The sequence below is a fragment of the Streptomyces kanamyceticus genome (genome assembly GCF_008704495.1).
Classification (GTDB): Bacteria; Actinomycetota; Actinomycetes; order Streptomycetales; family Streptomycetaceae; genus Streptomyces; species Streptomyces kanamyceticus.
The window spans coordinates 6,097,320-6,113,397 of record NZ_CP023699.1 but is presented as its reverse complement, the minus strand read 5'-3'; the positions used below and the strand labels follow the sequence as shown (position 1 = coordinate 6,113,397).

Here is a 16,078-nt window from a genome sequence, read left to right as displayed (position 1 = left end):
TCACTTCTGCAGCACTGACAGATCCCGCTGCGCCGCGGGCACCTCGACCGTCCCCCGGTCGTCCGGCAGCGTCTGCACCGTGAACATCGGGATGCCGTCCTCCGGCAGCGCCAGCATCCGCGAGCCGTAGACCTCGCCGCCGGACACCGACTCCACCGTGAGGGCGTACGTCCCCTTGAGTCCTTCGGGCACCGGCGGGTCCGCGATCTCCAGGGTAGTACCGCCCTTGACCGTGTACGTCTTCGATGCCGGTGAGCCGCCTTCGGTGCCCGCCGACGCCGTGACCTTCACCTTCGCCGACTTGCCCGGCGCCACCAGGGAGAGCGTGGAGCCCTTGGCGCGGTTGTCGGCCACCGTCGCGCGCGTGCCCACCGCGTCCGCCGCGGGGATGAACGCCGTCTCCTGCTTGCTGCCCTTGCCGCGGGTGACGCGCAGCCCCGCCACCACGGGCACCGCCGTGTCCGTCGGCGTCAGGATCAGCGAACCGGGCTCGCCCTTGGTGACGTCACCGAGGTCGACGGCGGCCGTCATGCCCGATTTCACGTGCAGGTTCTCGTGGCCCGCCGGGGTGATCGAGCCGTTCGGAGAGGCCAGCTGCACCTTCAGGTCCGCGTCGTCGGATCCCGGCGTGAAGGCGACCAGGCGCACCGATGTGGCGTCCTTGGGGATGCCGGGCAGCACGAGACTGCTCGCGGGGGCGGCCGCCGGGGGCAGCCAGTCGCCGCCGAGCTTCTCGTCGGAGGACTGCACATGGGCCGCGACCCGGCCGCTGCGCGCCGTCACGTGCATCGTGAGGTTCGTGTACGGCTTGCCGGTGAGCGTGGAGAGGAGCACCGGGACGCTGGAGTGCGGCTGGACCTGGATCGCCTCGCCCACCTCGGCCTTGACGACGCCGTTCGGACCGAACAGCTGGACGTCCACGACGGCCGCGGAGTCGTCGGGGTTCGTCAGGTGGATGTAGTCGCTGCGGTCCTTGGCGGTGCTCGCGGCCGGGAACCAGAAGTCCGTGTCGGGCGCCGTGCAGTTGGTGCCCTGCACGCCGCGGCCGCTGCCCACGGCGTACGTCGTGGTCTGCTGCACGCTCCAGCCGGGGGCGAACCCGCCGTCGGCGGTGCCGATGAGCGCGGGCGAGTCGCCGCCCGACGCGTCGCCCGCGACCGGCTCACCGGGCTTCTTCTGGGTCAGGAAGGGCTTGACCTTCTTCTTGTCCTCGGCCTTGGCCGCGTCCGTCAACGCCTTGCTCACGGGGAGCAGTTCCGCCTTGCCCGTGCCCTCGGTGCCGCTCGACCTCGGGGTGAACGCCGTGTACGACGTCTCGGCGAGGTCCGACGCGCTGGGCACCGGGCAGAGCAGGCTGGTGCGCTCGACGGGCAGCCGCGCCGCGGCCTTCGCCCCGTCGTCGCCCGTGCCGTCCGGGCCGCTGGACGCGGCGTACCCGGTGACGGCGCCGAGCACGACGACCACGGCGATCAGGGACTGGGTGGTGCGGTTCACTGCTGGCTCCCGTCGGGGCGCTCACTGTCGGTGCCGTGCGGCGGCTGCGGGGGCCTCGGCGGCATCGGGGGCTGCTGCCGCGCGTACGGGTCGTCGTACTGCCCGTACTGCTGCTCGCCGCCTCCGTAGACACCGCCCGCCCCTCCGTAGGAGGCGTACGGGTCGTACTGGCCTCCTTGGTAGGCGTCCGACGGGTACGCCGACTGCTCGTACGACCCGGCCGGATACTGGCCGCCCTGGTACTGCTGCTCGCTGCCGTACGTGCCGTGCTCGGCGCCCGCGTGCGCCGGGGCCTCCCACTCTTCGTACGACTGCGGCTGCGGCTGTGCCTGCTGCGGGATCGCGGCGCCGTTCTCCTCCGCGGGAGGCGGCGGTGCGTCCTGGCCCGCCTCTTGCGCCGCCTGCTCGTGCTGGGCCCGCAGCCTGCGCGCCCTGCGGCCCTCGCCCTCGACCGCCTGGGCGGGAATGACGGGCTCTTCGGGCAGGTCGTCGTCGACGTCGCGGCGGCGGCCCGGCAGCGCGAGCACCACCAGGACGAGGGCGAGCGCGCCCTGCGTCCACAGCCAGGCCGTGTGGCCCAGCGGGGTGTCGAAGGTGACGTCCAGGTGGCCGCCCGCGCTGGGCAGTTCGAAGCCCTGCGCCCAGCCGTCCAGGGTGACCCGGTCGAGCGGGCGGCCGTCCAGGGTGGCCGTCCAGCCCGGGTCGGCCGAGTCGGCGAGCCGCAGGACGCGGCCCTGGTCGCCGGAGGGGATCTTCGTGTGCAGTTCGACCGGGCCCGCGGCGACCGGCTCCGGGTCGCCGGACTTCGGGACGACGGCGGCGCGCGAGACCTGCCGGTCCACCCGCCACAGGGCGCTGCCGTCCTCCTGGCTCAGCCGGGTCAGGCCCGGCGTCGCGTCCAGGGTGCGGCTCATCTGGCGGGGCGCGCCCTCGCGCACGAGGACGTAGCGGACCGCGAAGCCGCCGAGCTGGTCGGCCTGGTCGGCTCCGGAGCCCGCGATGAGGCGGGCGACGATCTTGTCGAGCTTGTCGTCCGCCGCCGCGGCGGCGGTGAGTTCCGCGTCGCCGAGGCGCGCGCCCGAGCCCCGTACGAGCGAGTACGAGACCTCGGCCGCCGACTCGCTGTCCAGGACGAGGGTGCGGGCCTGGTCCTGCGTGCCGCTCTCCTCGGCGACGAACGCGGGCACCTGCACCGGATCGCGCCGCTCCAGCGGTCCTTCGGCGCCGCGGATCATCCACCCCGCGGCGACGAGCAACGGCCCCGCGGCCGCCGCGAACGCGATGAGCGCGGCGACCGGCTGGCGCCAGCCGAAGCTCTGCTCGGCGACACGCGCGCGTGCCCCGTCGGCGCCGAGCGCGGCCGCCGCGAGGAGCGCGATGCCGTACGCGAGGGTGGCCGGGCCCGCCCAGGCCGATTCGTTCGACAGGACGGCGAAGACCAGCGCGACCAGGGCCACGGCCCAGGCGGTGCGCACGGCCAGCGTCCGCTCACCGCGCAGCAGGGCGCCGAGCGCGGCGAGCACGACGCCGATGAGCAGCAGCCCGTCCACCGTGCCGGGGCCGCCGGGGCTGCCGCCGAGCAGGTCGAGCGCGCTCGCGGAGCCGGTGCCGAACTCCAGGCCCGCCTCGCGGAAGAAGCCGAAGGGCAGCAGCGAGAGGGACCAGGGGGCGAGCACGAGCAGCGGCGTGCCGAGCGCGGCGATGAACCGGAGGCCGTAGGCCGTGATGTCGCCGCGGCGCAGCACCAGGAGGGCGAGGCCGAGCACCAGGGCGATCGGCCAGACGATCGGCGTGAAGGCCGTGGTGAGCGTGAGCAGCAGTGCGTACGCCCACGTGGCGCGCCAGGTCCCGCGCGTGCCGTGAGCGGCGGTCAGGCCGCTGGCCGCGATGCCCGCGCGCGCCATGAGCGGCAGCAGGACGGCGAGGACGGCGGTGCCGATGCGGCCGCCCGCGAGCGCGCCGGTGGCGGCGGGCAGGAAGGCGTACGCGACCGAGGCCCAGGCGCGCAGGAGCCGGGACTGGACGAGCGGGCGCGAGGCGAAGTACGCGGCGAAACCGGCCAGCGGCACGGAGCCGACGAGCAGCACGGTGACGGCGAGTCCGGTGGAGCCGAACAACAGCGTGGACAGGCCCGCGACGAGCGCCACGTAGGGCGGCGCAGCCTCGGTGCCGCCGGTGCCGACGGCGTGCCAGCCGTCCAGGTAGCGCGACCACAGGCCGGAGGAGTCGGCGGGCGCGGGCAGCAGCGCGCCGCCCGCGAGCGCACCGCTGCCGAGCAGGGCGCGGCAGGCGATGAGCGAGACGAAGAGCAGCACTACGAAGAGCATCGGTCCCGGTTTGCGGGCGATGCGCTTGAGCCGGGCGAACTGTTCGATCTGCAGGAAGTCGGCGTCGTCGCCGCCGGGGCCCGACTCGACGGCGCCGTGCCGTCCCGCGCCCGCGGGGGCCTCCGCGTCGGCGCGGCCGACGAGACTGCCCGCCGCCTGTTCGACGGTGGCGCGCACGGTGGCGCCCGGCGGCGGGAACAGCTGCCGCATCTCGCCCGCGTCGAGGGCGGACTTGCCGCGCGTCTTGCGGGCGCCGAGGATCCGGCCGGGGCGCAGCAGTGTCGCCAGGAGACCGGCGATCTCGTCGAGGGCCTGTCCCGGCGCCTTGCCGACCAGATAGGCGACGGTGCGCAGGAGCGTGCCGACCACGAGCCGGAACAGGATCCAGGGCAGCACGGCCGTACGCGCGTTGACGAGCAGGGTGTAGGCGGCGCCCGCCTTGTCGACGCGGTGCGGCGACGTCGCCGTACGCCCGACGCAGTCGACGGTGCGGCGCTCGCGCGAGGACGCCTCGGCGTGCCGCACGACGGCGTCGGGGGCGACCAGGACGCGGTGGCCCGCGGCGTGCGCGCGCCAGCACAGGTCGACGTCGTCGCGCATCAGGGGCAGGCGCCGGTCGAAGCCGCCGAGCTGTTCGTAGACGTCGCGCCTGATCAGCATGCCCGCGGTGGACACGGAGAGGACGGGCCGCACGTGGTCGTGCTGGCCCTGGTCCTGTTCGCGCCGGTCCACGCCGGTCCAGCGGCGGCCGCTGTTGGCGATGGAGACGCCGACTTCCAGGAGCTGTCTGCGGTCGTACCAGCCGCGGAGCTTGGGGCCGACGATCGCGACGTCCTTGCCGAGCTCGTGTTCGTTCTCGACGACGCGCAGCAGTTCGGCGAGGGCGTCGGGCTCGGGCGCGCAGTCGTCGTGCAGCAGCCAGAGCCACTGCACGGGCTCGCCGTGCGGCAGGTCCGGCAGGTCGTACGCCTCGTCGCGCCAGGTCCTGCTGACCGGGTCCCAGCCGCTGGGGCGCTTGAGGTAGGGCAGCTCTTCGGGGGTGAGCACTCCGGCGGTGCGGGTGGCCTCCTCGACCGCGGTGCCGAAGCCGGAGCGGCGGGCGAGGTGCAGCACGCGGTCGGCGCCGAGGGCCTCGGTGACCAGGCGGGCGGAGTCGTCCGCGCTGCCGGTGTCCGCGGCCACGGCGTGCTGCACGGGCCGCTCCTGGCCGAGCAGACCGGCCAGGGCGTCGGGCAGCCAGCGGGCGCCGTCGTGGGAGACGAGGACGGCGGTCACGACGTGCCGCGGGAACTCGGGAGCGGCGGCCTCTTGGTGGGCTGCCGAATGGCTGTGCACGGACATCGAGGTACGGGCCCCGGTTCGATGGACTGTGGTGGACGCCTGCGCCCTGCGGGGGTGCTGGGGCGTCTCGGACGGGGCCCCACACTAACGGCTGGCACCAGGACGGCCCGCCGCCTGTGGATAACCCACGGGTGACGGGCCGTTCGTTGCGCATTGTTTGAGGGAGGTGTGTGCCGAATTGGTCGGGCGGCACGCGGCGTCGGGGCTGTCGCGCCGGATGTTCAGACGGCGGCCTTCTTCAGACGGCGTCGTTCACGCTCCGACAAACCGCCCCAGATGCCGAATCGTTCGTCGTTGGCGAGTGCGTATTCGAGGCATTCGGAGCGGACTTCACAGGCGAGGCAGACCTTCTTGGCCTCGCGCGTGGAGCCGCCCTTCTCGGGGAAGAAGGACTCGGGGTCGGTCTGGGCGCACAGCGCGCGCTCCTGCCAGCCGAGTTCCTCGTCCGCGTCCTCGACCAGCAGTTCCTGAACCAGCTCGGTCATGTGCGCCCCTCGTCTGTCTGTGCGTCCCCGTGGTGCTTGCCGTTACCGATTTCGGCTGAACGACACGAGTGAAATTACAAGTGTGCCGATCCGGGCCAGTCAAGCCGAGATCTGCTATTGGGTCCCTTATTCACTCTGCGGAACCAAGGCTATGCGGAAAGTGTTCAAATCGGCATAAACCACGACGCCGGTCAGCGACCCACACCGACGACACTCCCGGCGGGACCTCGGGGCCCCGACCCTCGGACCTCGGGGAGCCTCACAGGGAAAGACGTCGATGTTTGAGTGCCGGTTGCTGCGCCATGTGTCCCGTGCGTCGAGTGCACAAACCTTTCGCCTGAGAGAACAACCGGATGAGGTGAAACATATCCCACATTCCGGACATAGAGTTGACACCGAAGGTGTGAGCCGGTGTCCTAGTGGGCATGCTCGCGAACCTGGCTCTTTCGATGACCCGCACCAGCGGGTCCATCGGTGCTGCCCATGCGCGCTGTTGCTGTTCCTGCTCCAGCTGTTGAGTCCTTCCAGCTGTTTTTGAGCCCTCTCCACCGTTTTCGCGCTCCACCGTTTTCGCGCTCCACCCTTCCTTCGCGACACCCCAGCACTCTTACGTTGAGGAACCACCGCACGATGAACAGCGACAGCGACCTCCAGATCGCCGGCGACATCCTCGAAGTCCCGCACCTCCTGCAGCCCGCCCGCGAGCACCCCGCCACCGTGGCGGAGTTCGTCGGCCTCGCCCGCGCCATCGCCGCAGACCGCTCCCAGTGGGAACACCTCGTCGAATACGACGCGACGAGCCGCTGGTACCACCGCCTGCGCACCGGGCCTGGCTACGAGGTCTGGCTGCTCTCCTGGGTGCCGGGACAGGGCAGCGGTCTGCACGACCACGGACACTCGTCCGGCGTACTCACCCTTCTGGAGGGCGAGTTGACCGAGCGGACCGCGCGGGGCGCACGGGCGCTCGGCGCGGGCACCCAGCGCGTCTTCGCGCCGGGGTACGTCCACGAGGTCGTCAACGACTCCCTCCAGCCCGCCGTCAGCCTGCACGTCTACTACCCCGGCCTGACCGAGATGCCGATGCACGCGGCACAGTGCACCGCCGCCACCGCGGACGGTGTCCCGGAGGATGTCGTAACCGCCTGACACGCTGTCGTACCCGCCTGACATGCTGGGGGACATGCGCATTGTGGTTCTGGCCGGCGGCATCGGCGGCGCCCGTTTCCTCCGTGGCCTCAAGAAGGCCGCGCCCGACGCGGACATCACGGTCATCGGCAACACCGGTGACGACATTCACTTGTTCGGGTTGAAGGTCTGCCCCGACCTGGACACCGTGATGTACACGCTCGGCGGCGGCATCAACGAAGAGCAGGGCTGGGGACGTACGGACGAGACGTTCAAGGTCAAGGAAGAGCTCGCGGCGTACGGCGTCGGGCCCGAGTGGTTCGGGCTCGGCGACCGGGACTTCGCCACGCACATCGTGCGGACGCAGATGCTGGGCGCCGGATATCCGCTCAGCGCCGTCACGCAGGCGCTGTGCGAGCGGTGGCAGCCAGGGGTGCGGCTCATCCCCATGTCCGACGACCGCGTCGAGACGCACGTCGCCGTCACCGTGGACGGCGAGCAGAAGGCCGTGCACTTCCAGGAGTACTGGGTGCGCCTGCGCGCCTCCGTGGACGCGCACGCCGTGGTGCCCGTCGGCGCCGAGCAGGCCAAGCCCGCGCCCGGTGTCCTCGAAGCCATCGCCGAGGCCGACGTCGTGCTCTTCCCGCCGTCCAACCCCGTGGTGAGCGTCGGGACCATCCTCGCCGTGCCCGGCATCCGCGAGGCCATCGCGGACGCGGGCGTGCCGGTCGTCGGCCTCTCCCCCATCGTCGGCGACTCCCCCGTGCGCGGCATGGCCGACAAGGTGCTCGCCGCCGTCGGCGTGGAGACCAGCGCGGCGGCCGTCGCCGAGCACTACGGCAGCGGGCTGCTCGACGGCTGGCTCGTCGACACCGTCGACGAGGGCGTCGTGGAGCGGGTGGAGAGCGCCGGGATCCGCTGCCGGGCCATCCCGCTGATGATGACCGACGTCGACGCCGCGGCCACCATGGCCCAGGAGGCACTCACGCTGGCCTCGGAGGTACGCGCGTGAGCGCGCCGGGCTACCGCGTGTGGGCCGTCCCCGGACTGCCCGAGGTGCGCGGCGGCGACGACCTCGCGAAGCTGATCGCCGCCGCCGAACCGGACCTCGCCGACGGGGACGTGCTCCTCGTCACCTCGAAGATCGTCAGCAAGGCGGAGGGGCGCGTCGTCCGGGCGGACGACCGCGAGGCCGCCATCGACGCGGAGACCGTGCGGGTCGTGGCGCGCCGCGGCACCCTGCGCATCGTCGAGAACCGGCAGGGCCTCGTGATGGCCGCGGCCGGGGTCGACGCCTCCAACACGCCCGCGGGGACCGTGCTGTTGCTGCCCGCCGACCCGGACGCCTCGGCCCGCGCCGTGCGGGACGGGCTGCGCGACGCGCTCGGCGTGGACGTCGGCGTCGTCGTCACCGACACCTTCGGCAGGCCCTGGCGCGCCGGGCTCACCGATGTCGCCATCGGCGCCGCCGGAGTCCGGGTCCTCGACGACCTGCGGGGCGGCGTCGACGCGTACGGCAATGCGCTCGCCGCGACCGTCGTCGCCACCGCGGACGAACTCGCCGCGGCGGGGGACCTCGTCAAGGGCAAGGCCGCGGGGCTGCCCGTCGCGGTGGTCCGCGGCCTGCCGCACGTGGTGGGCGGCGACCCGGACGAGGGGGCGCGGGCCCTGGTGCGCGGCGCGCGGGACGACATGTTCCGGCTCGGTACGTCGGAGGCCGTGCGGGAAGCGGTGACGGGGCGGCGGACCGTGCGCGAGTTCACCGACGAGGAGGTCGACCCCGGCGCGGTGCGGCGGGCGGTGGCCGCGGCGGTGACCGCGCCCGCGCCGCACCACACGACGCCGTGGCGCTTCGTGCTCCTCGAATCCGCCGCCTCGCGGGTCGAGCTCCTCGACGCCATGCGGGACGCGTGGATCGCGGACCTGCGGCGGGACGGCAAGTCGGAGGAGTCCATCGCCAAGCGGGTGCGGCGGGGGGACCTGCTGCGGAAGGCGCCCTATCTGGTGGTGCCCTGCCTGGTGACGGACGGGGCCCACGCGTACGGGGACGAGCGGCGTGACGCCGCCGAGCGCGAGATGTTCGTGGTCGCGGCGGGCGCGGGCGTGCAGAACTTCCTGGTCGCGCTGGCCGGGGAGCGGCTCGGCTCCGCGTGGGTTTCGTCGACGATGTTCTGCCGGGATGTCGTACGGGACGTTCTTGGACTGCCTACGGGGTGGGACCCGATGGGGGCGGTTGCCGTGGGGCACCCGGCGGGTGAGCCTGCGGCTCGGGCTGGGCGGGCTGTTGAGGACTTCCTCGTCGTCCGCTGACTGTCCCCCGGGGCTGGGGCGGTTCTGGGTTCGCTTTTGGGTGCGGGCGGGTGGGGGTTGCTCGCGCAGTTCCCCGCGCCCCTAAAAGCACGTGGCTGGTCGCGCCCGCGCGGCGGAGCCGCACATGTCACAGCCCCGCGCCCCTTACAGGGGCGCGATGTTGCCCCTCGGCATCCGGGGGTGTCTGCGCGGTGGGGTTCTGCCGCTCAGGAGGATCAGGCGGGACGCCCGGTGGCGCTGGCCCTCGTACGGGGTCAGGAGCCTGAGCATCTCCGCGTCGTCCGCGTCGCGGTTGTCCGCGAGGGCGTAGCCGATGATGCCCGGCAGGTGGAGGTCGCCGGTGGTCACCGCGTCGGGGGCGCCGTTGCTGCGCTGGACCGTTTCCGCGGAGGTCCAGGGGCCGATGCCGGGGATCAGTTCCAAGCGGGCCTGCGCGTCGAGGGGGTCCATCGTGGCCGCCTCCTCCAGGCGGGGCGCCCGCGCGACCGCGCGCAGGATCGTGGCCGCCCGCTTGTCGTCCACGCCCGCCTTGTGCCACTCCCAGGACGGGATCAGGGACCAGGTCCTCGGCTCCGGCATCACGTGCATGCGGGCCTGGGCGGGGGTCGGTCCCGGTGCGGGCTCGCCGTACTTGCGGACCAGGAGGCGCCAGGCCCGGTACGCCTCGTCCGTGGTGACCTTCTGTTCCAGGATCGACGGGATCAGGGATTCGAGGACCAGGGACGTACGGGTCAGGCGCAGGCCGGGTCGGCGGCGGGCCGTCGCGGCGACCAGGCGGTGACGGGGCTCGAAGGGTTCGAGGTCGTCCAACTCACCCAGTAGTACGGGGAGTTGATCCAGGAACCAGGCCGCGCCCGGGCCCCACGCCTCGGCCTCGACGGTGCCCGCGCGGAGCGCGACCCGCAGCGTGCCCGGCCCCTGCGGGGTGCGGCTCGCACGCCAGACCGAGCCGTCGGGTGTCGTACGGAAGGTGGGGTCCGCCGGGCCGCGCCGCAGCGGGCCCAGGACCAGGCCCAGGTCCAGGGGGTGGGGCGGCCGCCAGGTACGGGGCAGGTGCGCCGTGGTCCGGCGCGGGACCCCCGCCGGTACGGCCGTCTCGCCACCGCGCACGGAGGTGCGGGTGGGGCGCGGGGCGAAACGGGAGGACATCTCCACGAGGGTAGGCGACGGGGGCTCCGCCGGGGTGGTTAGCCGGGATGAGTGGACGGACCCGGGGCGGTCGCGGGCTCCCACCGGCACGGACGGCCATGGACGCCCACCGGCACGAACCAGCCCGGGCAGTCGCTAACGCCCACCGGCACGAACCAGCCCAGGCAGTCGCTGACGCCCACCGGCACGAACCAGCCCGGGCAGTCGTGGACGCCCACCGGCACGGACGGCCCGGGCAGTCGTGGACGCCCACCGGCACGGACGGCCCGGGCAGTCGTGGACGCCTACCGGTACGGACGGAACTGGGCAGCCATGGACGCCCACCGACGCGAACGGCCCCGGACGGCGACCGGCAAGGACCGACCCGGACGGCCACGGATGCCCGTCCGCACGAACCAACCCGGCAGCTACCCGAACGTGCGGACCCGGCCCGTCACTGGTCCGAGGAGAACCGCACCGCGCCCGACGGCAGTACCGCGTCGCACCAGACGCGGGCGCCCGCGCGGAGTTCGTTGTCTGCGCCCACCTGCGCGCCGTCGCCGATCACCACGCCGGAGAGTGCCGCGCGGGCGCCGATCCGGGCGCCCGCCCCGATCAGGGAGTCCGTGACGACCGCGCCGGGTTCGACGACCGCGCCGGACAGGACCGTGCTGCCTGCCACGCGCGCGCCCTCGCCGATCCGCGCGCCCTCGCCGACGACCGTGCCGCCGGTGAGCTTCGCGTCGGCGGCGACGGAGGCGGTGGGCAGGACGAGGCTGTCGCCGCAGCGGCCCGGCACCGCCGGGGAGGGGGCGCGGCCGAGGACCAGGTCGGCCGAGCCGCGTACGAACGCCTGGGGGGTGCCCAGGTCCAGCCAGTACGTCGAGTCGACCATGCCCTGGAGGTGGGCGCCCGAGGCGAGCAGCTCGGGGAACGTCTCGCGTTCGACGGAGACCGGGCGGCCCGTGGGGATCGTGTCGATGACCGAGCGGCGGAACACGTACGCGCCCGCGTTGATCTGGTCGGTGACGATCTCCTCGGGGGTCTGCGGCTTCTCCAGGAAGGCGGTGACCCTGCCGGTCGCGTCGGTGGGGACGAGGCCGTAGGCGCGGGGGTCGTCGACCTTCGTGAGGTGCAGGGAGACGTCCGCCGCCGATTCCTCGTGGGTACGGACCAGGGCGCCGATGTCCAGGCCCGTGAGGATGTCCCCGTTGAAGATCAGGACGGGCTCGTCGGGTGCCGAGCGCAGCCGGGAGGCCACGTTGCGGATCGCGCCGCCCGTTCCCAGGGGCTCGTCCTCGGTCACGTATTCGATGTGGAGGCCGAGTGCCGAACCGTCCCCGAAGTACGGCTCGAAGACCTCGGCGAGGTAGGAGGTGGCGAGGACGATGTGGTCCACGCCCGCCGCGCGGGCCCGCGCCAGCTGGTGCGTGAGGAACGGGACGCCCGCCGCGGGGACCATCGGCTTGGGGGTGTGCACCGTGAGCGGTCGCAGCCGGGTTCCCTTGCCGCCGACCAGGAGGATCGCTTCTGTCACCTGTCGTCTCTGCTTCCTGCTGGGGCCGGCCGAACTTGAGTTTCGGCCGGCCAGTGTATGCAGACGGATGTGCAGGTCGTGCGGTTCCAGCGGTGCGTCGGACCCTCAGCGGCCCTGGAAGCGGGCCGAGCTGGACCGGGCCTTGCCGAGCTTCTTGTACAGGCGGCTACCGGGGCACTCGGTGGCGAATCCGTCCCGATGACCGGAGATCACCCGGAGCCGGACGTTCGAGCCCTTCTTGTACAGATTGCCACCGCCGGACTTCAGATATGTCGACCCGCGCGGATTGGCGCCGTACAGGCCGAGCTTCCACGCGGTCAGCCGGGCGACGGCGTTCACGGCGGCCTTCGGGGGGTTGGAGCTGCTGTACGTGCCGAGGACGGCGATGCCCATGCTGTCCGTGTTGAAACCGAGAGTGTGGGCCCCCAGGACCGGCTTGGCCACACCTCCGGCACGTCCTTCGTAGATGTTTCCGCACTTGTCGACCGCGAAGTTGTAGCCGAAGTCACGCCAGCCGCTGCTCTTGACGTGGAAGCGGTAGATGCTGCGCAGCACGGATCCGGCCTGTGAGCAGCTGTAATTGTTGCCGGACGCGCTGTGGTGCACGAAGGCTGCCTTCACGGTCCTGGTGTAGGCGAAGTCCTTCTCGCGGAGCTTCTCGTCGGCGCCCCAGCCCTTGCGCGTGATGATGCGCGGGCGCGGGCCGATGTAGGGCCGCGCCTTGCCGACCGCCTCGGGACCGCCACGGGCGGCGATCAGGTCGTCCTCCGTCTGGCGCTCGGTCAGCTCGGGGATGACGGCGGCGCCGATCGGGGCGAGGTCCGCGTTGACGGCGGAGGCCGCGGCGGACTCCGCGGTCAGGGCGGTGGCGCGGGCCACCTCCGCCTTGGCGCCCTGGAGAGGCGGCTCGTCGCCGGGGTCGACCAGGTCGAGGCGCAGGCCCTTGGGGAGGTTCGGGAGGGGGGATGCGGGCGGGGTCTGGGGCAGGGCCCGCTCGGACCCCCCGGACCGATCGGGCTGTTCGGACCGATCGGATTCCGCCCGTACGCGGAGTTCGATGCCGTCCGAGTCGCCGACCCACAGCGGGGCGGTCGAACCGCGCACGGCGCCGGTGCCGCGCTCGGGGGTGCCCGGGTCGGCGGCGTGTTCGTGGTTGTGGGTCTCCACTCCCTGCCAGGCCGACCAGGCGATCGTACCGGTCGCCCGGGTGCGGACCTGGACGGTGCCGTGCAGTTCGGCTTCGGGGTCGTCCCAGACGACGCCGACCAGGGAGAAGGGACGTACGTCGCGCCGGGCGATGCCCTCTTCGCGCGGCGCGGAGCCCATCGAGCGGTCGGATCCTGCCGGGGTGAGCGGGAGGGACTGGGTGCTGCCGGGGACCGATCCGGCGGCCCGCGCGGGGGCCGCCGCCACCGCGGACCCGGCGGGGGACTCCGCGGCGGGTGTCGCGGCGCGGGCGCCGGACGACGGCAGGGTGAGGGGCAGGGCCAGGGCGGCCGCGCACGTGACGCCGATCGAGGAAGCAAGAAATCCACGCATACGTCTGATCGTCGACACAGCGGAACACATCTGTCCATTGGGGAACTGACGGACCGTCGGCCCGGAGCGGCCGAACCGGTGGCCCCGGCCCCCTCGCCACGCCGAGGGGCCATGACCCGCCCGCGTACCCTTGCGCCCGTGAACGCCAACGACCGCACCCCTGCCGACCTGCTGCGATCCGCGCTCGCCGCGGACCCGGGCCGCCCCCTCGTCACCTTCTACGACGACGCCACCGGTGAGCGCGTGGAATTGTCCGTGGCCACCTTCGCCAATTGGGTGGCCAAGACCGCCAATCTGCTCCAGGGCGACCTCGCCGCCGAGCCCGGCGACCGGGTCGCGCTGCTGCTTCCCGCGCACTGGCAGACGGCGGTGTGGCTGCTCGCCTGTTCGTCGGTGGGAGTCGTCGCCGACGTGGGCGGGGATCCGGCGTCGGCCGATCTCGTCGTGAGCGGTCCCGACTCGCTGGACGCGGCGCGCGCGTGCTCCGGCGAGCGGGTCGCGCTGGCGCTCCGGCCGCTCGGCGGGCGCTTCCCCCAGGCGCCGGACGGCTTCGCCGATTACGCGGTGGAGGTGCCGGGTCAGGGGGACCGGTTCGCTCCGTACGCTCCTGTGGGCGCCGATGAGGCCGCGCTCGTGGTGGACGGGGTCGAGCTGAGCGGGGCCGAGGTGGTGGCTCGGGCCCGCGCCGATGCGGGGCGACTGGGCGTCGGGCCTGGGCGGATTCTCTCGGGGCTGTCGTACGGCGACTGGGAGGGGCTCAGCTCGGGGTTGTATGCCGCGCTTGCCTCCGGGGGGTCCGTGGTGCTCTGCCGGAACCTTGACCAGGTTGCTGAGGGGGTTCTTGAGAAGCGGGTCGTGGATGAGCGGGTGAGTGTCACCGTGCGGTGAGCTGCGGGATTCCGGGGGCTTGCCTCTTTCGGGTGCGGGTTCGTCGTGGTTGCTCGCGCCGTTCCTCGCGCCCCTAAACCCGCTCGCACGTGCGGGTTCGTCGTGGTTGCTCGCGCCGTTCCCCGCGCCCCTAAAAGCCAAGCCCCGCGCCCCGCTCGCACGTGCGGGTGCGTCGTGGCTGCTCGCGCCGTTCCCCGCGCCCCTAAAAGCCAAGCCCCGCGCCCCGCTCGCACGTGCGGGTGCGTCGTGGCTGCTCGCGCCGTTCCCCGCACCCCTAAAAGCCAAGCCCCCGTGGCCCGGCGCCCCGAGCAGCGCTGCCCCGCCGCCCGCGCCCCCCCCCGTTCGGCCTAGTCATTTCGCGGTCCAGAGGCCCCCCGCGTCGTCACGGTCCATGGTCGTAAGGACGCACCATGCATCGACGCAGCCATGAGGGGTGGACGTACACGTGAGCGACGGCGGAGGGATGGCCGGGTCGAGGGGTACGTACGGGCCCGGTGCCGGTGCCAGTCCCAGTGGCGTGGGTGCCGTTCGGCGCAGGCGGCGGTGGCTGCGGTACGGGGCGATCGGCGTCGCCGTCCTGGTGCTCGCCGCCGGGGGCGTGGGGTGGGCCGCGTACCAGAAGCTCAACGGCAACATCACCAAGGACACCGACGCCGCCGCCGAGCTGGCGCGCTACGAGAAGGAGCGGCCGACGCCGCTGGTGCACGACGCCCAGAACATCCTGCTCATCGGCTCCGACACCCGCGCGGGCCGGGGCAACAAGAAGTACGGCAGGGATCCCGGCACCCAGCGTTCGGACACCACGATCCTGCTGCACCTGGCGGCGGACCGGCAGAGCGCGACCGCCGTGTCGATCCCGCGCGACGTGATGGTGGACATCCCGAGCTGCCGAAGGACCGACGGCTCCCGGACCAGGGCCCAATTCGCCCAGTTCAACTGGGCGTTCGAGTTCGGCGGGACGGCCTGCACCATTCGTACGATCGAGAAGCTGACGAAGATCCGCGTCGATCACCACATGGTGGTGGACTTCGCCGGGTTCAAGGGCATGGTCGACGCGGTGGACGGCGTGCAGGTCTGTCTGCGGGCCCCGATGAACGACACCGACGCCCACGTGAAGCTCGCCGCGGGCAAGCAGACCCTCAACGGCGAACAGGCTCTCGGTTATGTGCGGGCACGCAAAAGCCTCGGCAATGGCAGCGACACCGACCGGATGGACCGCCAGCAGGAGTTCCTCGGGGCGCTCGTCAACAAGGTGCAGAGCAATGACGTCCTGCTGAATCCCGCCAAGCTCTATCCCGTTCTCGACGCGGCGACTTCTTCACTCACCACCGATCCGGCACTCGCCAGCCTGCGGGGTTTGTACGAACTGGTGCGCGGCATGCGCAATATCCCCACAGAACGGGTGCAGTTCCTCACCGTGCCCCGGCAGTCGTACTCCTACGACGCCAATCGCGACGAGCTCGTAGAACCGGCGGCCGAGGAACTCTTCACCCGGCTCCGCACCGACACCCCCGTCCAGGTGACCCCTCAGGAGCCCGAGAAATCGGCGCCGCGCCAGGAGCAGGCGTACGAGGACTCTTCGTACGAGGAGGGATCCGGCTACGAGGAGGAGTACGACGACTCCGGCGAGTACGGGAGCGACGAGAAGCCCGACGACCCTTCACATACTCCGTCCCCCGCGCCGACATTCCGGGGCAACACGGCCGCTGGAGCTACCTGCGAGTAAAACGATCGCCAAGCCGAAGAGGCTCTCCATCAAGAAATAGGGCGGATTGCCCAGTTGTAGGGGAGTGGAATTTGTCACCGGCGTCGTTCAGCGCTGAACAGGGCGGATAGTGTGAGCGATCCGGCGCGCCTGGCCTTCTGGGCCGCGCGCCGCTGAACGACTGACCGAGCGCCTTCTT

At 72.6% G+C, this 16,078-nt stretch carries 11 protein-coding genes; 5 read left to right on the top strand and 6 right to left on the bottom strand.

Translation table 11 applies throughout. The features are described from left to right. From CP970_RS26275 to CP970_RS26265, 3 genes are all read right to left on the bottom strand, one after another. Positions 1–1,494, bottom strand: coding sequence for a DUF5719 family protein (locus CP970_RS26275; RefSeq protein WP_055547537.1), 1,494 nt, complete (start codon positions 1,492–1,494; stop codon positions 1–3). Next, the gene (locus CP970_RS26270) at positions 1,491–5,162 is read right to left on the bottom strand and encodes a glycosyltransferase family 2 protein (RefSeq protein WP_079043512.1); all 3,672 of its coding nucleotides are present in this window, start codon (positions 5,160–5,162) and stop codon (positions 1,491–1,493) included. The genes CP970_RS26275 and CP970_RS26270 overlap by 4 nt, the downstream gene beginning before the upstream one ends. 221 nt (positions 5,163–5,383) lie before the next feature. After that, entirely contained in the window at positions 5,384–5,647 is a 264-nt protein-coding gene (locus CP970_RS26265; protein WP_016642094.1) for a WhiB family transcriptional regulator, read from the bottom strand. 630 nt (positions 5,648–6,277) lie between these two features. Between CP970_RS26265 and CP970_RS26250 the strand changes: the two genes are divergently transcribed. From CP970_RS26250 to CP970_RS26240, 3 genes are read left to right on the top strand one after another with little or no spacing between them, the layout of a single operon-like run. Further along, a complete protein-coding gene (locus CP970_RS26250) occupies positions 6,278–6,793 on the top strand; it encodes a cysteine dioxygenase (protein ID WP_055547533.1) in 516 nt (171 codons plus the stop codon). Between the two features lie 34 nt (positions 6,794–6,827). Next, positions 6,828–7,784, top strand: a complete 957-nt coding sequence (gene cofD / locus CP970_RS26245; protein WP_055547548.1) for a 2-phospho-L-lactate transferase — start codon at positions 6,828–6,830, stop codon at positions 7,782–7,784. Then, the gene (locus CP970_RS26240; protein ID WP_150493998.1) at positions 7,781–9,082 is read left to right on the top strand and encodes a coenzyme F420-0:L-glutamate ligase; all 1,302 of its coding nucleotides are present in this window, start codon (positions 7,781–7,783) and stop codon (positions 9,080–9,082) included. Before cofD ends, CP970_RS26240 begins: the two co-directional genes overlap by 4 nt. 144 nt (positions 9,083–9,226) lie before the next feature. On the opposite strand, the gene CP970_RS26235 is transcribed toward CP970_RS26240, so the two are convergent. From CP970_RS26235 to CP970_RS26225, 3 genes are all read right to left on the bottom strand, one after another. Further along, positions 9,227–10,231 carry a DNA-3-methyladenine glycosylase family protein gene (locus CP970_RS26235; protein ID WP_055553046.1) on the bottom strand — a complete coding sequence of 335 codons (1,005 nt, stop codon included), beginning with the start codon at positions 10,229–10,231 and terminating at the stop codon, positions 9,227–9,229. A gap of 433 nt (positions 10,232–10,664) precedes the next feature. Continuing rightward, positions 10,665–11,747, bottom strand: coding sequence for a mannose-1-phosphate guanylyltransferase (locus tag CP970_RS26230; RefSeq protein WP_055553044.1), 1,083 nt, complete (start codon positions 11,745–11,747; stop codon positions 10,665–10,667). A gap of 105 nt (positions 11,748–11,852) precedes the next feature. After that, a complete protein-coding gene (locus CP970_RS26225; protein WP_055553043.1) occupies positions 11,853–13,286 on the bottom strand; it encodes a peptidoglycan recognition protein family protein in 1,434 nt (477 codons plus the stop codon). 138 nt (positions 13,287–13,424) lie between these two features. On the opposite strand from CP970_RS26225, the gene CP970_RS26220 reads away from it, so the two are divergent. Then, positions 13,425–14,174: a TIGR03089 family protein gene (locus CP970_RS26220; protein WP_055553042.1), complete on the top strand. Its 750-nt coding sequence runs from the start codon at positions 13,425–13,427 to the stop codon at positions 14,172–14,174. Positions 14,175–14,637: 463 nt separating this feature from the next. Then, positions 14,638–15,900, top strand: coding sequence for an LCP family protein (locus tag CP970_RS26215; RefSeq protein WP_055546018.1), 1,263 nt, complete (start codon positions 14,638–14,640; stop codon positions 15,898–15,900). Positions 15,901–16,078: the final 178 nt, after the last annotated feature.